The organism is Escherichia sp. AM3 (assembly GCF_032029835.1).
In the GTDB taxonomy this organism is placed as follows: domain Bacteria; phylum Pseudomonadota; class Gammaproteobacteria; order Enterobacterales; family Enterobacteriaceae; genus Escherichia; species Escherichia coli.
Genome location: NZ_JAVUPQ010000032.1, coordinates 18,478 through 37,988, shown reverse-complemented (window position 1 = coordinate 37,988; position 19,511 = coordinate 18,478). Strand labels below are relative to the sequence as shown.

Below are 19,511 nucleotides of genomic sequence, written 5' to 3'. Positions count from 1 at the left end.
TGATAACAAAATCACTACACTAACGCCGTTCTCAACGGGGTGCCACGCAAACGCGTGCGCTGAGAAAATACCCGTCGAACCTGATCCGGATAACGCCGGCGAAGGGATTTGAGGCTCCTTCTCAAGTCCTTTGCCACTCTTTTTTGAGGTGCAAAGTGTTAAAAAAATGTCTGCCCCTGCTGTTGCTGTGCACAGCGCCCGTTTTCGCTAAACCCGTTCTGACTGTTTATACCTACGATTCCTTCGCCGCCGACTGGGGGCCTGGTCCGGTGGTTAAAAAAGCCTTTGAAGCCGACTGTAATTGCGAACTGAAACTGGTGGCGCTGGAAGATGGCGTTTCGCTTCTCAACCGTCTACGGATGGAAGGCAAAAACAGCAAAGCCGATGTAGTTCTGGGGCTGGATAACAACCTGTTAGACGCCGCCAGTAAAACCGGACTGTTTGCCAAAAGCGGCGTGGCAGCGGATGCCATTAACGTTCCCGGCGGCTGGAATAATGACACTTTCGTACCGTTTGATTACGGCTACTTCGCCTTCGTCTACGACAAGAACAAACTGAAAAACCCGCCCCAAAGCCTGAAAGAGCTGGTTGAGAGCGATCAAAACTGGCGAGTGATTTATCAGGATCCGCGCACCAGTACGCCGGGGCTGGGTCTGCTGTTGTGGATGCAAAAAGTCTATGGCGATGACACCCCGCAGGCCTGGCAGAAACTGGCGAAGAAAACTGTCACCGTCACCAAAGGCTGGAGCGAAGCCTACGGCCTGTTTTTAAAAGGTGAAAGCGATCTGGTACTGAGTTACACCACCTCTCCGGCTTATCACATTCTCGAAGAGAAAAAAGATAACTACGCCGCCGCGAACTTTAGCGAAGGTCACTATCTGCAGGTGGAAGTCGCCGCCCGCACCGCTGCCAGCAAGCAGCCGGAGCTGGCGCAAAAATTTCTCCAGTTTATGGTTTCTCCGGCTTTCCAGAATGCGATCCCAACCGGCAACTGGATGTATCCGGTGGCAAATGTCACGCTGCCTGCCGGGTTTGAACAATTGACCAAACCAGCAACCACGCTGGAGTTCACGCCAGCCGAAGTGGCGGCACAACGTCAGGCATGGATTAGCGAATGGCAACGCGCCGTCAGCCGTTAATTCCCGGCTGGTTAATTCCAGGTGTAAGCGCCGCCACGCTGGTGGTAGCGGTTGCGCTCGCGGCGTTTCTCGCCCTGTGGTGGAACGCGCCGCAGGGTAACTGGGTGGCAATCTGGCAGGACAGCTACCTGTGGCATGTGGTGCGCTTCTCCTTCTGGCAGGCGTTTCTCTCGGCGCTGCTCTCTGTCGTACCCGCGATATTCCTCGCCCGCGCACTCTATCGCAGGCGCTTTCCGGGTCGGCTGGCGCTGTTGCGTCTGTGCGCAATGACCTTGATCCTCCCGGTGCTGGTTGCTGTTTTCGGCATTCTTAGCGTCTATGGTCGTCAGGGCTGGCTGGCATCGCTCTGCCAATCGCTCGGTCTGGAGTGGACCTTTTCGCCCTACGGCCTGCAAGGTATTTTGCTGGCGCACGTATTTTTTAATCTACCGATGGCGAGCCGCTTATTACTCCAGGCACTGGAAAACATTCCCGGCGAGCAACGTCAGCTTGCCGCCCAGCTTGGGATGCGCGGCTGGCATTTTTTCCGCTTCATCGAATGGCCGTGGCTACGGCGACAAATCCCGCCGGTTGCCGCGCTTATCTTTATGCTCTGTTTCGCCAGCTTCGCCACCGTGCTGTCGCTGGGCGGCGGTCCGCAGGCAACCACTATCGAGCTGGCAATCTATCAGGCGCTGAGTTACGACTACGATCCTGCCCGCGCGGCGATGCTGGCGCTGATCCAGATGGTGTGTTGCCTCGGGTTGGTGCTGCTGAGTCAGCGATTGAGTAAGGCCATTGCGCCAGGCACCACGCTGCTGCAAGGCTGGCGCGACCCGGACGATCGTCTGCATAGCCGCATTTGCGACACGGTGTTAATTGTGCTGGCGCTGCTGCTGTTGCTGCCACCGTTGCTGGCGGTGATCGTCGATGGGCTAAATCGCCAGTTGCCGGAAGTGCTGGCACAACCGGTGCTGTGGCAGGCGCTGTGGACCTCGTTGCGTATTGCGCTGGCGGCAGGTGTATTGTGCGTAGTGCTGACCATGATGCTGCTATGGAGCAGTCGCGAACTTCGGGCGCGGCAGAAAATGCTGGCGGGTCAGGCGCTGGAGATGAGCGGCATGTTGATTCTCGCCATGCCGGGGATTGTGCTGGCTACCGGCTTCTTTTTACTGCTCAACAACACCATTGGCCTGCCGCAATCTGCTGACGGCATTGTGATTTTCACCAATGCGTTAATGGCGATCCCTTATGCGCTGAAAGTACTGGAAAACCCGATGCGCGATATCACCGCCCGCTACAGTATGTTGTGTCAGTCGCTGGGCATTGAAGGCTGGTCGCGCTTAAAAGTGGTCGAGCTGCGCGCCCTGAAACGTCCACTGGCGCAGGCGCTGGCTTTTGCCTGCGTGCTGTCGATTGGTGATTTTGGCGTAGTGGCGTTGTTCGGTAACGATGATTTCCGTACCCTGCCGTTTTATCTCTACCAGCAAATTGGCTCCTATCGCAGCCAGGACGGTGCGGTCACCGCGTTAATTCTGCTACTACTCTGTTTTCTGCTGTTTACCGTGATTGAAAAACTACCGGGGCGAAATGTTAAAACTGACTGATATCACCTGGCTTTATCACCATTTGCCGATGCGTTTTAGCTTAACGGTAGAACGCGGCGAGCAGGTGGCAATCCTCGGGCCAAGCGGCGCGGGTAAAAGTACCCTGCTGAATTTGATCGCCGGTTTTCTGACGCCAGCCAGCGGTTCGCTGACTATCGACGGCGTTGATCACACCACGACGCCGCCGTCACGCCGTCCGGTGTCGATGCTGTTTCAGGAAAACAACCTGTTCAGTCACCTGACGGTCGCGCAGAACATCGGGCTGGGGCTAAATCCGGGATTGAAACTGAACGCGGCACAGCAGGAGAAAATGCACGCTATCGCCCGCCAGATGGGGATTGATAATTTAATGGCGCGGTTACCTGGCGAGCTTTCCGGCGGTCAGCGACAGCGAGTGGCGTTAGCACGTTGTCTGGTACGCGAACAGCCGATTTTATTGCTCGATGAACCGTTCTCTGCGCTCGATCCGGCACTACGCCAGGAGATGTTGACGCTGGTGAGCACGAGCTGCCAGCAGCAAAAAATGACGTTATTGATGGTGTCACACAGTGTGGAAGATGCCGCGCGGATCGCCACGCGCTCGGTGGTGGTCGCCGACGGGCGCATCGCCTGGCAGGGTAAGACCAATGAGTTGTTGAGCGGTAAGGCGAGTGCTTCAGCACTATTGGGGATTACGGGTTAGTATGCACTGTCAGATGCGGCGTGAACGCCTTATCCGACCTACGGACAGTGCGTTTTGTAGGCCTGATAAGACGCGGTCAGCGTCGCATCAGGCAACCCGCACAAGACAATCCCCTAAACCCCAACCACTTTACGCAAAATATCGATATACACCGGCATCAACGGGTGGCGAATTAACACCACCAGCGCCACCACGCCGATGGCAGAAATCAACGGCGTCAGCCACAACAAACGGCCGCGCGACAAATAATGACTTAAACGATCGGTTGCTTTACCGCTGCGCCATAACCGCCAGCACAGCCAGCCACCAACCCACAAAAATACCGCCGTCGCCAGCAGCAACCATTTAAACTCGCCGCTCTGCATTCCGGCTGGAATATCGATCGCCGCGCCCGCCAGAATCCCAGGCAGGAAGTAAAACGGTGGCCACAGCAGGCAGCCGATAATATTCGGCGTAATGAATTTTGCCACCGGCAGATCCAGCATTCCCGCCACCATTGGCACCAGCGGACGCGTCGGGCCAACAAAGCGACCGACCAGAATGGTGAACATGCTGTGTTGATGCAACGCATGTTCAGTTTTATCGAGTAATGCTTTGTTTTTCTTCAGAAATGACCAGCGATGCAACGGCTTTTTAAAACGCCAGCCCAGCCAGAAGGAGATCCAGTCGCCCAGCAGACAACCGACAATCCCTGCCAGCCAGGCGTGCCAGAAACTTAACTCGCCGCTGCCAATCAGCGCTCCCAGCCCCGCCATCAGCACCGTACCGGGTAGAATCAAACCGACCAGCGCCAGCGACTCCAGAAAGGCCACCAACACCACCGCCATCAATGAATACACGGTAGATTGGGTAATAAAGTGTTCCAGCAATGCTTGCATAATGTGCCTGTCAAATGGACGAAGCAGGGATTCTGCAAACCCTATGCTACTCCGTCAAGCCGTCAATTGTCTGATTCGTTACCAATTATGACAACTTGACGGCTACATCATTCACTTTTTCTTCACAACCGGCACGGAACTCGCTCGGGCTGGCCCCGGTGCATTTTTTAAATACCCGCGAGAAATAGAGTTGATCGTCAAAACCAACATTGCGACCGACGGTGGCGATAGGCATCCGGGTGGTGCTCAAAAGCAGCTTCGCCTGGCTGATACGTTGGTCCTCGCGCCAGCTTAAGACGCTAATCCCTAACTGCTGGCGGAAAAGATGTGACAGACGCGACGGCGACAAGCAAACATGCTGTGCGACGCTGGCGATATCAAAATTGCTGTCTGCCAGGTGATCGCTGATGTACTGACAAGCCTCGCGTACCCGATTATCCATCGGTGGATGGAGCGACTCGTTAATCGCTTCCATGCGCCGCAGTAACAATTGCTCAAGCAGATTTATCGCCAGCAGCTCCGAATAGCGCCCTTCCCCTTGCCCGGCGTTAATGATTTGCCCAAACAGGTCGCTGAAATGCGGCTGGTGCGCTTCATCCGGGCGAAAGAACCCCGTATTGGCAAATATTGACGGCCAGTTAAGCCATTCATGCCAGTAGGCGCGCGGACGAAAGTAAACCCACTGGTGATACCATTCGCGAGCCTCCGGATGACGACCGTAGTGATGAATCTCTCCTGGCGGGAACAGCAAAATATCACCCGGTCGGCAAACAAATTCTCGTCCCTGATTTTTCACCACCCCCTGACCGCGAATGGTGAGATTGAGAATATAACCTTTCATTCCCAGCGGTCGGTCGATAAAAAAATCGAGATAACCGTTGGCCTCAATCGGCGTTAAACCCGCCACCAGATGGGCATTAAACGAGTATCCCGGCAGCAGGGGATCATTTTGCGCTTCAGCCATACTTTTCATACTCCCGCCATTCAGAGAAGAAACCAATTGTCCATATTGCATCAGACATTGCCGTCACTGCGTCTTTTACTGGCTCTTCTCGCTAACCAAACCGGTAACCCCGCTTATTAAAAGCATTCTGTAACAAAGCGGGACCAAAGCCATGACAAAAACGCGTAACAAAAGTGTCTATAATCACGGCAGAAAAGTCCACATTGATTATTTGCACGGCGTCACACTTTGCTATGCCATAGCATTTTTATCCATAAGATTAGCGGATCCTACCTGACGCTTTTTATCGCAACTCTCTACTGTTTCTCCATACCCGTTTTTTTGGATGGAGTGAAACGATGGCGATTGCAATTGGCCTCGATTTTGGCAGTGATTCTGTGCGAGCTTTGGCGGTGGACTGCGCCAGCGGTGAAGAGATCGCCACCAGCGTAGAGTGGTATCCCCGTTGGCAAAAAGGGCAATTTTGTGATGCCCCGAATAACCAGTTCCGTCATCATCCGCGTGACTACATTGAGTCAATGGAAGCGGCACTGAAAACCGTGCTTGCAGAGCTTAGCGTCGAACAGCGCGCAGCTGTGGTCGGGATTGGCGTTGACAGTACCGGCTCGACGCCCGCACCGATTGATGCCGACGGTAACGTGCTGGCGCTGCGCCCGGAGTTTGCCGAAAACCCGAACGCGATGTTCGTATTGTGGAAAGACCACACTGCGGTTGAAGAAGCGGAAGAGATTACCCGTTTGTGCCACGCGCCGGGCAATGTTGACTACTCCCGCTATATTGGCGGTATTTATTCCAGCGAATGGTTCTGGGCAAAAATCCTGCATGTGACTCGCCAGGACAGCGCCGTGGCGCAATCTGCCGCATCGTGGATTGAGCTGTGCGACTGGGTGCCAGCTCTGCTTTCCGGTACCACCCGCCCGCAGGATATTCGTCGCGGACGTTGCAGCGCCGGGCATAAATCTCTGTGGCACGAAAGCTGGGGCGGCTTGCCGCCAGCCAGTTTCTTTGATGAGCTGGACCCGATCCTCAATCGCCATTTGCCTTCCCCGCTGTTCACTGACACCTGGACTGCCGATATTCCGGTGGGCACCTTATGCCCGGAATGGGCGCAGCGTCTCGGCCTGCCTGAAAGCGTGGTGATTTCCGGCGGCGCGTTTGACTGCCATATGGGCGCAGTTGGCGCAGGCGCACAGCCTAACGCACTGGTAAAAGTTATCGGTACTTCCACCTGCGACATTCTGATTGCCGACAAACAGAGCGTTGGCGAGCGGGCAGTTAAAGGTATTTGCGGTCAGGTTGATGGCAGCGTGGTGCCTGGATTTATCGGTCTGGAAGCAGGCCAATCGGCGTTTGGTGATATCTACGCCTGGTTCGGTCGCGTACTCAGCTGGCCGCTGGAACAGCTTGCCGCCCAGCATCCGGAACTGAAAGCGCAAATCAACGCCAGCCAGAAACAACTGCTTCCGGCGCTGACCGAAGCATGGGCCAAAAATCCGTCTCTGGATCACCTGCCGGTGGTGCTCGACTGGTTTAACGGTCGTCGCTCGCCAAACGCTAACCAACGCCTGAAAGGGGTGATTACCGATCTTAACCTCGCTACCGACGCTCCGCTGCTGTTCGGTGGTTTGATTGCTGCCACCGCCTTTGGCGCACGCGCAATCATGGAGTGCTTTACCGATCAGGGGATCGCCGTCAATAACGTGATGGCGCTGGGCGGCATCGCGCGGAAAAACCAGGTCATTATGCAGGCCTGCTGCGACGTGCTGAATCGCCCGCTGCAAATTGTTGCCTCTGACCAGTGCTGTGCGCTCGGTGCGGCGATTTTTGCTGCCGTCGCCGCGAAAGTGCACGCAGACATCCCATCAGCCCAGCAAAAAATGGCCAGTGCGGTAGAGAAAACCCTGCAACCGCGCAGCGAACAGGCACAACGCTTTGAACAGCTTTATCGCCGCTATCAGCAATGGGCGATGAGCGCCGAACAACACTATCTTCCAACTTCCGCCCCGGCACAGGCTGCCCAGGCCGTTGCGACTCTATAAGGACACGATAATGACGATTTTTGATAATTATGAAGTGTGGTTTGTCATTGGCAGCCAGCATCTGTATGGCCCGGAAACCCTGCGTCAGGTCACCCAACATGCCGAGCACGTTGTTAATGCGCTGAATACGGAAGCGAAACTGCCCTGCAAACTGGTGTTGAAACCGCTGGGCACCACGCCGGATGAAATCACCGCTATTTGCCGCGACGCGAATTACGACGATCGTTGCGCTGGTCTGGTGGTGTGGCTGCACACCTTCTCCCCGGCCAAAATGTGGATCAACGGCCTGACCATGCTCAACAAACCGTTGCTGCAATTCCACACCCAGTTCAACGCGGCGCTGCCGTGGGACAGTATCGATATGGACTTTATGAACCTGAACCAGACTGCACATGGCGGTCGCGAGTTCGGCTTCATTGGCGCGCGTATGCGTCAGCAACATGCCGTGGTTACCGGTCACTGGCAGGATAAACAAGCCCATGAGCGTATCGGCTCCTGGATGCGTCAGGCGGTTTCTAAACAGGATACCCGTCATCTGAAAGTCTGCCGTTTTGGCGATAACATGCGTGAAGTGGCGGTCACCGATGGTGATAAAGTTGCCGCACAGATCAAGTTCGGTTTCTCCGTCAATACCTGGGCGGTTGGCGATCTGGTGCAGGTGGTGAACTCCATCAGCGACGGCGATGTTAACGCGCTGGTCGATGAGTACGAAAGCTGCTACACCATGACGCCTGCAACACAAATCCACGGCGAAAAACGACAGAACGTGCTGGAAGCGGCGCGTATTGAGCTGGGGATGAAGCGTTTCCTGGAACAAGGTGGCTTCCACGCGTTCACCACCACCTTTGAAGATTTGCACGGTCTGAAACAGCTTCCAGGTCTGGCCGTACAGCGTCTGATGCAGCAGGGTTACGGCTTTGCGGGCGAAGGCGACTGGAAAACCGCCGCCCTGCTTCGCATCATGAAGGTGATGTCAACCGGTCTGCAGGGCGGCACCTCCTTTATGGAGGACTACACCTATCACTTCGAGAAAGGTAATGACCTGGTGCTCGGCTCCCATATGCTGGAAGTCTGCCCGTCGATTGCCGTAGAAGAGAAACCGATCCTCGACGTTCAGCATCTCGGTATTGGTGGTAAGGACGATCCTGCCCGACTGATCTTCAATACCCAAACCGGTCCAGCGATTGTCGCCAGCCTGATTGATCTCGGCGATCGTTACCGTCTGCTGGTTAACTGTATCGACACGGTGAAAACACCGCACTCCCTGCCGAAACTGCCGGTGGCGAATGCGCTGTGGAAAGCGCAACCGGATCTGCCAACTGCTTCCGAAGCGTGGATCCTCGCTGGTGGCGCGCACCATACCGTCTTCAGCCATGCGCTGAACCTCAACGATATGCGCCAGTTCGCCGAGATGCACGACATTGAAATCACGGTGATTGATAACGACACCCGCCTGCCAGCGTTTAAAGACGCACTGCGCTGGAACGAAGTGTATTACGGATTTCGTCGCTAAGTAGCCGCATCAGGTATGTAACGCCTGATGCGATGCTGGCGCGTCTTATCAGGCCTACACGTTGCGATTTTGTAGGCCGGATAAGCAAACCGCATCCGGCATTCAACGCCTGATGCGACGCTGGCGCGTCTTATCAGGCCTACGCGTTCCGATTTTGTAGGCCGGATAAGCAAAGCGCATCCGGCATTCAACGCCTGATGCGACGCTGGCGCGTCTTATCAGGCCTACACGCTGCGATTTTGTAGGCCGGATAAGCAAAGCGCATCCGGCACGAAGGAGTCAACATGTTAGAAGATCTCAAACGCCAGGTATTAGAAGCCAACCTGGCGCTGCCAAAACACAACCTGGTCACGCTCACATGGGGCAACGTCAGCGCCGTTGATCGCGAGCGCGGCGTCTTTGTGATCAAACCTTCCGGCGTCGATTACAGCGTCATGACCGCTGACGATATGGTCGTGGTTAGCATCGAAACCGGTGAAGTGGTTGAAGGTACGAAAAAGCCCTCCTCCGACACGCCAACTCACCGGCTGCTCTATCAGGCATTCCCCTCCATTGGCGGCATTGTGCATACGCACTCGCGCCACGCCACCATCTGGGCGCAGGCGGGTCAGTCGATTCCAGCAACCGGCACCACCCACGCCGACTATTTCTACGGCACCATTCCCTGCACCCGCAAAATGACCGACGCAGAAATCAACGGCGAATATGAGTGGGAAACCGGTAACGTCATCGTAGAAACCTTTGAAAAACAGGGTATCGATGCAGCGCAAATGCCCGGCGTTCTGGTCCATTCCCACGGCCCGTTTGCATGGGGCAAAAATGCCGAAGATGCGGTGCATAACGCCATCGTGCTGGAAGAGGTCGCTTATATGGGGATATTCTGCCGTCAGTTAGCGCCGCAGTTACCGGATATGCAGCAAACGCTGCTGGATAAACACTATCTGCGTAAGCATGGCGCGAAGGCATATTACGGGCAGTAATGACTGTATAAAACCACAGCCAATCAAACGAAACCAGGCTATACTCAAGCCTGGTTTTTTGATGGATTTTCAGCGTGGCGCAGGCAGGTTTTATCTTAACCCGACACTGGCGGGACACCCCGCAAGGGACAGAAGTCTCCTTCTGGCTGGCGACGGACAACGGGCCGTTGCAGGTTACGCTTGCACCGCAAGAGTCCGTGGCGTTTATTCCCGCCGATCAGGTTCCCCGCGCTCAGCATATTTTGCAGGGTGAACAAGGCTTTCGCCTGACACCGCTGGCGTTAAAGGATTTTCACCGCCAGCCGGTGTATGGCCTTTACTGTCGCGCCCATCGCCAATTGATGAATTACGAAAAGCGCCTGCGTGAAGGTGGCGTTACCGTCTACGAGGCCGATGTGCGTCCGCCAGAACGCTATCTGATGGAGCGGTTTATCACCTCACCGGTGTGGGTCGAGGGTGATATGCACAATGGCACTATCGTTAATGCCCGTCTGAAACCGCATCCCGACTATCGTCCGCCGCTCAAGTGGGTTTCTATAGATATTGAAACCACCCGCCACGGTGAGCTGTACTGCATCGGCCTGGAAGGCTGCGGGCAGCGCATCGTTTATATGCTGGGGCCGGAGAATGGCGACGCCTCCTCGCTTGATTTCGAACTGGAATACGTCGCCAGCCGCCCGCAGTTGCTGGAAAAACTCAACGCCTGGTTTGCCAACTACGATCCTGATGTGATCATCGGTTGGAACGTGGTGCAGTTCGATCTGCGAATGCTGCAAAAACATGCCGAGCGTTACCGTCTTCCGCTGCGTCTTGGGCGCGATAATAGCGAGCTGGAGTGGCGCGAGCACGGCTTTAAAAACGGCGTCTTTTTTGCCCAGGCTAAAGGTCGGCTAATTATCGACGGTATCGAGGCGCTGAAATCCGCGTTCTGGAATTTCTCTTCATTCTCGCTGGAAACTGTCGCTCAGGAGCTATTAGGCGAAGGAAAATCTATCGATAACCCGTGGGATCGAATGGACGAAATTGACCGCCGTTTCGCCGAAGATAAACCTGCGCTGGCAACTTATAACCTGAAAGATTGCGAGCTGGTGACGCAGATCTTCCACAAAACTGAAATCATGCCATTTTTACTCGAACGAGCAACGGTGAACGGCCTGCCGGTGGATCGGCACGGCGGTTCGGTGGCAGCGTTTGGTCATCTCTATTTTCCCCGTATGCATCGCGCTGGTTATGTCGCGCCTAATCTCGGCGAAGTGCCGCCACACGCCAGCCCTGGCGGCTACGTGATGGATTCACGGCCAGGGCTTTATGATTCAGTGCTGGTGCTGGACTACAAAAGCCTGTACCCGTCGATCATCCGCACCTTTCTGATTGATCCCGTCGGGCTGGTGGAAGGCATAGCGCAGCCTGATCCAGAGCACAGCACCGAAGGTTTTCTCGATGCCTGGTTCTCGCGGGAGAAACATTGCCTGCCGGAGATTGTGACTAATATCTGGCACGGGCGCGATGAAGCCAAACGTCAGGGTAATAAGCCGCTTTCGCAGGCGCTGAAAATCATCATGAATGCCTTTTATGGCGTGCTCGGCACCACCGCCTGCCGCTTCTTCGATCCGCGCCTGGCATCGTCGATCACCATGCGTGGTCATCAGATCATGCGGCAAACCAAAGCGTTGATTGAAGCACAGGGCTACGACGTTATCTACGGCGATACCGACTCGACTTTTGTCTGGCTGAAAGGCGCACATGCGGAAGAAGAAGCGGCGAAAATCGGTAGTGCACTGGTGCAGCACGTTAACGCTTGGTGGGCGGAAACGTTGCAACAGCAACGGCTGACCAGTGCGCTTGAACTGGAGTATGAAACCCATTTCTGCCGTTTTCTGATGCCAACCATTCGCGGAGCCGATACCGGCAGTAAAAAGCGTTATGCCGGGCTGATTCAGGAGGGCGACAAGCAGCGGATGGTGTTTAAAGGGCTGGAAACCGTGCGCACCGACTGGACGCCGCTGGCCCAGCAGTTTCAGCAGGAGCTGTACCTGCGCATCTTCCGCAACGAGCCATATCAGGAATACGTACGCGAAACCATCGACAAACTGATGGCGGGTGAACTGGATGCGCGACTGGTTTACCGTAAACGCCTTCGCCGTCCGCTGAGCGAGTATCAGCGTAATGTGCCGCCTCATGTACGCGCCGCTCGCCTTGCCGATGAAGAAAACCAAAAGCGAGGTCGCCCCTTGCAATACCAGAACCGCGGCACCATTAAGTACGTATGGACCACCAACGGCCCGGAGCCGCTGGACTACCAACGTTCACCACTGGATTACGAACACTATCTGACCCGCCAGCTACAACCCGTGGCGGAGGGAATACTTCCTTTTATTGAGGATAATTTTGCTACACTTATGACCGGGCAACTTGGGCTATTTTGAGCAAAAAAAAGAGTTCGCCAGATACCATTTTGATGCGTGACGAATGCTTTGCCATCCAGTACCATAGCGCCCTTTCCATTCCTGGACCTGAATAACACCACTACCTCATAAGCACGGTAGCGGGTGGTTATTGCCTGCAATTAAAGATATAGAGCCGAACACATATGCCTTTTACACTTGGTCAACGCTGGATCAGCGATACAGAAAGCGAATTGGGACTTGGAACCGTTGTCGCGGTGGATGCGCGAACTGTCACTTTACTTTTCCCATCTACTGGTGAAAACCGTCTGTACGCACGCAGTGATTCCCCCGTGACCCGCGTGATGTTCAACCCTGGTGATACCATTACCAGCCATGACGGCTGGCAGATGCAAGTCGAAGAAGTAAAAGAAGAAAATGGCTTGCTGACCTATATCGGTACTCGCCTGGATACTGAAGAGTCCTGCGTAGCCCTGCGTGAAGTTTTCCTTGATAGCAAACTGGTGTTCAGCAAACCGCAGGACCGTCTGTTTGCCGGGCAGATTGACCGTATGGACCGCTTTGCGCTGCGTTATCGCGCGCGTAAATATTCCAGCGAACAGTTCCGTATGCCTTACAGCGGCCTGCGCGGTCAGCGTACCAGCCTGATCCCGCACCAGCTCAACATCGCTCATGATGTTGGCCGCCGCCACGCGCCGCGCGTCCTGCTGGCTGACGAAGTGGGTTTAGGGAAAACCATTGAAGCCGGGATGATCCTGCATCAGCAACTGCTCTCTGGCGCTGCTGAACGTGTGCTGATTATCGTCCCGGAAACCTTACAGCATCAGTGGCTGGTAGAAATGCTGCGCCGTTTCAACCTGCGTTTTGCGCTGTTTGATGATGAGCGTTATGCCGAAGCTCAGCACGATGCTTACAACCCGTTCGACACCGAACAGCTGGTGATTTGCTCGCTGGATTTTGCCCGTCGTAGCAAACAGCGCCTGGAACATCTCTGTGAAGCCGAATGGGACCTGCTGGTGGTCGATGAAGCGCATCACCTGGTGTGGAGCGAAGACGCGCCGAGCCGCGAATATCAGGCTATTGAACAACTGGCAGAGCACGTGCCGGGCGTTCTGCTGCTGACCGCAACCCCGGAACAGTTGGGAATGGAAAGCCACTTCGCCCGTCTGCGTCTGCTGGACCCGAACCGTTTCCACGATTTTGCGCAGTTCGTTGAAGAGCAGAAAAATTATCGTCCGGTTGCGGACGCCGTTGCCATGCTGCTGGCAGGTAACAAACTGAGCAATGACGAACTGAACATGCTTGGCGAGATGATCGGCGAGCAGGATATCGAGCCGCTGTTGCAAGCAGCAAACAGCGACAGCGAAGATGCCCAGAGCGCCCGTCAGGAACTGGTTTCGATGCTGATGGATCGCCACGGCACCAGCCGCGTGCTGTTCCGTAACACCCGTAACGGTGTGAAAGGATTCCCGAAACGCGAGCTGCACACCATTAAACTGCCGCTACCGACGCAGTATCAGACGGCTATTAAAGTCTCCGGCATTATGGGCGCACGTAAAAGTGCGGAAGATCGTGCTCGCGATATGCTCTACCCGGAGCGTATTTATCAGGAATTTGAAGGTGATAACGCCACCTGGTGGAACTTCGATCCGCGCGTTGAGTGGCTGATGGGCTACCTGACCAGCCATCGCTCTCAGAAAGTGCTGGTGATCTGCGCCAAAGCTGCCACTGCGCTGCAACTGGAGCAGGTACTGCGCGAACGTGAAGGTATTCGCGCTGCGGTGTTCCACGAAGGTATGTCGATTATCGAACGTGACCGCGCTGCCGCCTGGTTTGCCGAAGAAGACACCGGCGCACAGGTACTGCTGTGCTCAGAAATCGGTTCTGAAGGACGTAACTTCCAGTTCGCCAGCCACATGGTAATGTTTGATCTGCCATTCAACCCGGATCTGCTGGAGCAGCGTATTGGTCGTCTGGATCGTATCGGTCAGGCGCACGATATTCAGATCCATGTGCCTTATCTGGAGAAAACCGCTCAGTCGGTGCTGGTGCGCTGGTATCACGAAGGTCTGGATGCATTCGAGCACACCTGCCCGACCGGACGCACTATTTACGATAGCGTATACAACGATCTGATTAACTATCTGGCTTCACCGGATCAAACCGAAGGCTTTGACGATCTGATCAAAAACTGCCGCGAGCAACATGAAGCGCTGAAAGCACAACTGGAACAGGGTCGTGACCGCCTGCTGGAAATCCACTCCAACGGTGGCGAAAAAGCCCAGGCACTGGCAGAAAGCATTGAAGAGCAGGATGACGATACCAACCTGATCGCCTTCGCCATGAACCTGTTCGATATTATCGGTATCAATCAGGACGATCGCGGCGACAACATGATCGTGCTGACGCCGTCCGATCATATGCTGGTGCCGGACTTCCCTGGCCTGTCGGAAGATGGCATCACCATCACCTTTGATCGTGAAGTGGCACTGGCGCGTGAAGATGCACAGTTTATTACCTGGGAGCATCCGCTGATCCGCAACGGTCTGGATCTGATCCTTTCTGGCGATACCGGTAGCAGCACGATTTCACTGTTAAAAAACAAAGCGTTGCCGGTAGGTACGCTGTTGGTGGAACTGATTTATGTGGTTGAAGCCCAGGCTCCGAAGCAGTTGCAGCTCAACCGCTTCCTGCCACCGACGCCGGTACGTATGCTGCTGGATAAAAACGGCAACAACCTGGCGGCGCAGGTAGAGTTTGAAACCTTTAACCGCCAGCTTAACGCGGTTAACCGTCACACCGGCAGCAAACTGGTTAACGCCGTGCAGCAGGATGTTCACGCTATCCTTCAACTGGGTGAAGCGCAGATCGAGAAATCTGCCCGTGCATTGATTGATGCAGCGCGTAACGAAGCCGACGAAAAACTGTCTGCCGAGCTGTCTCGTCTGGAAGCTCTGCGTGCAGTGAACCCGAACATTCGTGACGACGAACTGACCGCCATTGAGAGCAACCGTCAGCAGGTAATGGAAAGCCTGGATCAGGCAGGTTGGCGTCTGGATGCCCTGCGTTTGATCGTTGTAACGCATCAGTAACGGAGCCGAAAATGGGGATGGAAAACTACAATCCACCGCAGGAACCCTGGTTGGTTATCCTGTATCAGGATGACCATATTATGGTGGTCAACAAGCCGAGCGGTTTGTTGTCGGTGCCGGGTCGTCTGGAAGAGCACAAAGACAGCGTGATGACGCGCATTCAGCGTGATTATCCGCAGGCAGAATCGGTGCATCGTCTGGATATGGCTACCAGCGGCGTGATTGTAGTGGCGCTGACCAAAGCCGCGGAGCGGGAGTTAAAACGCCAGTTCCGCGAGCGCGAGCCGAAAAAGCAGTATGTAGCCCGCGTCTGGGGGCATCCATCCCCTGCGGAAGGTCTGGTGGATCTGCCGCTGATTTGCGACTGGCCAAACCGCCCGAAACAGAAAGTCTGTTACGAAACGGGTAAACCTGCGCAGACGGAATATGAAGTGGTGGAGTATGCGGCGGATAACACGGCAAGAGTGGTGTTAAAACCGATTACCGGGCGTTCGCATCAGCTGCGTGTGCATATGCTGGCGCTGGGTCATCCGATTCTCGGCGATCGTTTTTATGCATCACCAGAAGCGAGAGCGATGGCACCGCGTTTGTTGCTACATGCAGAGATGTTGACGATTACCCATCCGGCGTATGGCAATAGTATGACGTTTAAAGCGCCAGCGGATTTTTAATCGTCACGCTGGCGCAGTTCGGTAGGCGGATAAGGCGTTCACGCCGCATCCGGCAATTGTGCGCCGATTGCCTGATGCGACGCGGGCCGCGTCTTATCAGGCCTACAGTTTAAAACTTATTTAAACCCTTTCTGCTGCTTTATCAGCTCATATGCCTGCTGAATTTCCTGCGCTTTCTGCTTCGCCATCTCCATCATCTCAGGCGGCAAACCTTTCGCCACCAGCTTATCGGGATGGTGTTCACTCATCAGCTTACGGTAGGCACGTTTGATGGTGGTCGCATCATCCGTCGGCTTCACGCCCAGCACATTACAGGCATCTTCCAGCGTTGGGCCACGCTGCGCTTGCTGCCAGTTACCACCGCCAGTTTGCTGCTGATAACCGCCGCCAAACTGTGCACCGCCCTGCATCATGCGCAAAAACTGGTCAAACTGAGCGCGGGAGATCCCTAATTCTTCTGCAATGACATACAGCACCGCCCGTTCATTCGGGTGCAGTGAACCATCAGCAAACGCCGCCTGAATCTGGATCTCCAGAAACATACGAATTAAGTCAAAACGACCAAAGCAGACACTGCGAAACTGGCGCATCTTTTCGCGCAGCGGGTAATTGTCTGATTTTCCCACCCGGAACGCATTTTGCGCCGCAGTACGGGAAGCGCCATGAAGGTTCATTCGGTCCATCAACTGGCTGGCGATATGAATATCAGCCTCCGTGACGCGACCTTTGGATTTGGTTAAATGCCCCATCACTTCAAAAGTGGTGGCAAAAAACAGCGCCTGACGCTCACGCTGGTTGGCGAACCACGCCATTTTACGGCTACGGGCTTTATCAAACATATGGCCTATTAACAGGCCTAACACTACGCCCCAAAAGCCGCCGCCCATCAGTAAGGCCACGGCCACGCCAATGATTTTTCCCCAATACTGCATATATTCCCCAAATCGACACACGGATATCAGGGCTATCTCCCACAATATAAAGGTGCTTTTACCGTTTTCCGGCTGCGGTCAATTGTGGGACATCGCCTATAATTTGCATTATCATACCTGTCATTCAATGCCGTGCCTAACACCACTGACGCTATTCGGACAGGATTAACACTAGCGTAGAGATGACGAGTACGTTAGTCTCTGACCGTTTGTCACGCGCAACGTTACCGATGATGGAACAATAAAATCAACGTATGAAAAAACGTATCCCCACTCTCCTGGCCACCATGATTGCCACCGCCCTTTATAGTCAACAGGGACTGGCAGCCGACCTCGCCTCACAGTGCATGTTGGGCGTGCCAAGCTATGACCGTCCTCTGGTACAGGGCGATACCAATGACTTACCCGTGACTATCAATGCTGACCACGCGAAAGGGGACTACCCGGATGACGCCGTGTTTACTGGCAGCGTGGATATCATGCAGGGTAACAGCCGTCTGCAGGCCGACGAAGTGCAGCTCCATCAAAAAGAGGCACCAGGACAACCGGAGCCGGTACGTACCGTTGATGCGCTCGGTAATGTCCATTACGACGATAACCAGGTGATCCTCAAAGGGCCGAAAGGCTGGGCGAATCTGAACACCAAAGATACCAACGTCTGGGAAGGTGATTACCAGATGGTGGGTCGCCAGGGTCGCGGTAAAGCGGACCTGATGAAACAACGTGGCGAAAACCGCTATACCATTCTGGATAACGGTAGCTTTACCTCCTGTCTGCCGGGTTCTGACACCTGGAGCGTGGTAGGTAGCGAAATTATTCATGACCGCGAAGAACAAGTTGCGGAGATCTGGAACGCCCGCTTTAAGGTGGGTCCGGTACCGATCTTTTATAGCCCCTATTTGCAGTTGCCGGTGGGTGACAAACGTCGCTCTGGTTTCTTGATCCCGAACGCCAAGTACACCACCACCAACTACTTTGAGTTCTACCTGCCATATTACTGGAACATCGCGCCAAATATGGATGCCACCATCACGCCGCATTATATGCATCGTCGTGGCAACATCATGTGGGAGAACGAATTCCGCTACCTCTCCCAGGCGGGCGCTGGCTTGATGGAACTGGACTATCTGCCTTCAGATAAAGTCTATGAAGATGAACACCCGAACGATGACAGTTCACGTCGTTGGTTATTCTACTGGAACCACTCCGGGGTCATGGATCAGGTGTGGCGTTTCAACGTCGACTACACCAAGGTCAGCGATCCTAGCTACTTCAATGATTTCGATAACAAGTACGGTTCCAGTACTGACGGCTACGCAACGCAAAAATTCAGCGTTGGCTATGCGGTGCAAAACTTCAATGCCACCGTTTCAACCAAGCAGTTCCAGGTTTTCAGCGAACAGAACACCAGTAGCTACTCGGCAGAGCCGCAGTTAGACGTTAATTACTACCAGAATGATGTTGGTCCGTTTGATACGCGTATTTACGGCCAGGCAGTGCACTTTGTTAACACCAGAGACGACATGCCTGAAGCAACCCGTGTTCACCTGGAACCGACCATCAATTTGCCGCTCTCTAATAACTGGGGCAGCATCAATACCGAAGCGAAGATGCTGGCAACCCATTATCAGCAAACCAATCTTGACTGGTATAACTCCAGAAACACGACCAAGCTGGACGAATCCGTTAACCGCGTAATGCCGCAATTCAAAGTTGACGGCAAAATGGTCTTTGAACGCGATATGGAAATGCTGGCTCCGGGTTATACCCAAACGCTGGAACCGCGCGCGCAGTATTTGTACGTGCCGTATCGCGATCAGAGCGACATCTATAACTACGACTCGTCTCTGCTGCAATCTGACTACTCTGGCCTGTTCCGGGACCGGACTTACGGCGGTCTTGACCGTATTGCCTCCGCTAACCAGGTGACGACCGGTGTCACATCTCGCATATATGATGATGCTGCCGTTGAACGTTTTAATATTTCCGTTGGTCAAATCTACTATTTCACGGAGTCTCGCACTGGCGATGACAACATAACATGGGAGAATGACGACAAAACGGGTTCACTGGTGTGGGCAGGCGATACTTACTGGCGTATCTCCGAGCGTTGGGGATTGCGTGGCGGGATTCAGTACGATACACGTCTGGATAACGTAGCGACCAGTAACTCCAGCATTGAATACCGTCGGGATGAAGACCGTCTGGTACAGCTGAATTACCGTTACGCCAGCCCGGAATATATTCAGGCTACGCTGCCTAAGTACTATTCCACTGCTGAGCAATATAAGAATGGTATTTCGCAGGTAGGTGCTGTCGCCAGCTGGCCAATTGCCGATCGTTGGTCCATTGTTGGGGCCTACTACTACGACACCAATGCTAACAAGCAAGCCGACTCTATGTTAGGTGTGCAATACAGCTCCTGCTGCTATGCAATTCGCGTCGGTTACGAGCGGAAGCTGAACGGTTGGGATAACGATAAACAACATGCGGTATATGACAACGCAATCGGCTTTAACATCGAACTTCGCGGCCTGAGCTCCAACTACGGTCTGGGTACGCAAGAGATGCTGCGTTCGAACATTCTGCCGTATCAAAACACTTTGTGATTTGTTGATTTACCACGTAAT

At 54.4% G+C, this 19,511-nt stretch carries 13 protein-coding genes and 1 riboswitch; of the genes, 10 read left to right on the top strand and 3 right to left on the bottom strand.

What is annotated here, in order from left to right; genetic code table 11:
* Nucleotides 1-25: 25 nt before the first annotated feature.
* A riboswitch (TPP riboswitch) is annotated at nucleotides 26-125 on the top strand.
* Between the two features lie 30 nt (nucleotides 126-155).
* The 3 genes from thiB to thiQ are packed head-to-tail and all read left to right on the top strand — an operon-like array spanning nucleotide 156 to nucleotide 3,407.
* Nucleotides 156-1,139 (top strand): thiamine ABC transporter substrate binding subunit, encoded by a 984-nt coding sequence (thiB, locus tag RTW80_RS13335; RefSeq protein WP_001300656.1) that lies wholly within the window; start codon nucleotides 156-158, stop codon nucleotides 1,137-1,139.
* Entirely contained in the window at nucleotides 1,115-2,725 is a 1,611-nt protein-coding gene (gene thiP, locus RTW80_RS13330) for a thiamine/thiamine pyrophosphate ABC transporter permease ThiP (RefSeq protein WP_000235688.1), read from the top strand. Before thiB ends, thiP begins: the two co-directional genes overlap by 25 nt.
* The gene (thiQ, locus tag RTW80_RS13325; RefSeq protein ID WP_000916291.1) at nucleotides 2,709-3,407 is read left to right on the top strand and encodes a thiamine ABC transporter ATP-binding protein ThiQ; all 699 of its coding nucleotides are present in this window, start codon (nucleotides 2,709-2,711) and stop codon (nucleotides 3,405-3,407) included. Before thiP ends, thiQ begins: the two co-directional genes overlap by 17 nt.
* Nucleotides 3,408-3,520: 113 nt before the next feature.
* Here the strand turns inward: thiQ and RTW80_RS13320 are convergent, their stop codons facing one another.
* Together RTW80_RS13320 and araC are read right to left on the bottom strand one after the other, a co-directional pair.
* On the bottom strand, nucleotides 3,521-4,285 hold the full coding sequence (locus RTW80_RS13320; RefSeq protein ID WP_001148403.1) for a DedA family protein: 765 nt from the start codon (nucleotides 4,283-4,285) through the stop codon (nucleotides 3,521-3,523).
* Between the two features lie 85 nt (nucleotides 4,286-4,370).
* On the bottom strand, nucleotides 4,371-5,249 hold the full coding sequence (araC, locus tag RTW80_RS13315; protein WP_001300811.1) for an arabinose operon transcriptional regulator AraC: 879 nt from the start codon (nucleotides 5,247-5,249) through the stop codon (nucleotides 4,371-4,373).
* Between the two features lie 338 nt (nucleotides 5,250-5,587).
* Here araC and araB point away from each other — a divergent pair, with 338 nt between their 5' ends.
* From araB to rluA, 6 genes are all read left to right on the top strand, one after another.
* Nucleotides 5,588-7,288: a ribulokinase gene (gene araB / locus RTW80_RS13310; protein ID WP_000951777.1), complete on the top strand. Its 1,701-nt coding sequence runs from the start codon at nucleotides 5,588-5,590 to the stop codon at nucleotides 7,286-7,288.
* A gap of 10 nt (nucleotides 7,289-7,298) precedes the next feature.
* Nucleotides 7,299-8,801 carry an L-arabinose isomerase gene (araA, locus tag RTW80_RS13305; protein ID WP_000151734.1) on the top strand — a complete coding sequence of 501 codons (1,503 nt, stop codon included), beginning with the start codon at nucleotides 7,299-7,301 and terminating at the stop codon, nucleotides 8,799-8,801.
* A 284-nt stretch (nucleotides 8,802-9,085) separates the two neighbouring features.
* Nucleotides 9,086-9,781 (top strand): L-ribulose-5-phosphate 4-epimerase, encoded by a 696-nt coding sequence (gene araD / locus RTW80_RS13300; RefSeq protein ID WP_000888666.1) that lies wholly within the window; start codon nucleotides 9,086-9,088, stop codon nucleotides 9,779-9,781.
* Nucleotides 9,782-9,855: 74 nt separating this feature from the next.
* A complete protein-coding gene (gene polB / locus RTW80_RS13295; protein ID WP_000035666.1) occupies nucleotides 9,856-12,207 on the top strand; it encodes a DNA polymerase II in 2,352 nt (783 codons plus the stop codon).
* Between the two features lie 164 nt (nucleotides 12,208-12,371).
* Nucleotides 12,372-15,278 carry an RNA polymerase-associated protein RapA gene (rapA, locus tag RTW80_RS13290; RefSeq protein ID WP_001116986.1) on the top strand — a complete coding sequence of 969 codons (2,907 nt, stop codon included), beginning with the start codon at nucleotides 12,372-12,374 and terminating at the stop codon, nucleotides 15,276-15,278.
* 11 nt (nucleotides 15,279-15,289) lie between these two features.
* On the top strand, nucleotides 15,290-15,949 hold the full coding sequence (rluA, locus tag RTW80_RS13285) for a bifunctional tRNA pseudouridine(32) synthase/23S rRNA pseudouridine(746) synthase RluA (RefSeq protein WP_000525176.1): 660 nt from the start codon (nucleotides 15,290-15,292) through the stop codon (nucleotides 15,947-15,949).
* Nucleotides 15,950-16,065: 116 nt separating this feature from the next.
* Here rluA and djlA read toward each other — a convergent pair whose 3' ends face one another.
* Complete coding sequence (gene djlA / locus RTW80_RS13280) at nucleotides 16,066-16,881, bottom strand: co-chaperone DjlA (protein ID WP_001200579.1); 816 nt, start codon at nucleotides 16,879-16,881, stop codon at nucleotides 16,066-16,068.
* A 254-nt stretch (nucleotides 16,882-17,135) separates the two neighbouring features.
* Between djlA and lptD the strand changes: the two genes are divergently transcribed.
* Nucleotides 17,136-19,490 carry an LPS assembly protein LptD gene (gene lptD, locus RTW80_RS13275; RefSeq protein WP_063119249.1) on the top strand — a complete coding sequence of 785 codons (2,355 nt, stop codon included), beginning with the start codon at nucleotides 17,136-17,138 and terminating at the stop codon, nucleotides 19,488-19,490.
* Nucleotides 19,491-19,511: the final 21 nt, after the last annotated feature.

Bases quoted from the DNA above. Each gene is read 5' to 3' on its own strand.
- thiP (WP_000235688.1), top strand. From the start codon at position 1,115: ATGGCAACGCGCCGTCAGCCGTTAATTCCCGGCTGGTTAATTCCAGGT.
- thiQ (WP_000916291.1), top strand. From the start codon at position 2,709: ATGTTAAAACTGACTGATATCACCTGGCTTTATCACCATTTGCCGATG.
- RTW80_RS13320 (WP_001148403.1), bottom strand. From the start codon at position 4,285: ATGCAAGCATTGCTGGAACACTTTATTACCCAATCTACCGTGTATTCA.
- araC (WP_001300811.1), bottom strand. From the start codon at position 5,249: ATGGCTGAAGCGCAAAATGATCCCCTGCTGCCGGGATACTCGTTTAAT.
- araB (WP_000951777.1), top strand. From the start codon at position 5,588: ATGGCGATTGCAATTGGCCTCGATTTTGGCAGTGATTCTGTGCGAGCT.
- araA (WP_000151734.1), top strand. From the start codon at position 7,299: ATGACGATTTTTGATAATTATGAAGTGTGGTTTGTCATTGGCAGCCAG.
- araD (WP_000888666.1), top strand. From the start codon at position 9,086: ATGTTAGAAGATCTCAAACGCCAGGTATTAGAAGCCAACCTGGCGCTG.
- rapA (WP_001116986.1), top strand. From the start codon at position 12,372: ATGCCTTTTACACTTGGTCAACGCTGGATCAGCGATACAGAAAGCGAA.
- rluA (WP_000525176.1), top strand. From the start codon at position 15,290: ATGGGGATGGAAAACTACAATCCACCGCAGGAACCCTGGTTGGTTATC.
- djlA (WP_001200579.1), bottom strand. From the start codon at position 16,881: ATGCAGTATTGGGGAAAAATCATTGGCGTGGCCGTGGCCTTACTGATG.
- lptD (WP_063119249.1), top strand. From the start codon at position 17,136: ATGAAAAAACGTATCCCCACTCTCCTGGCCACCATGATTGCCACCGCC.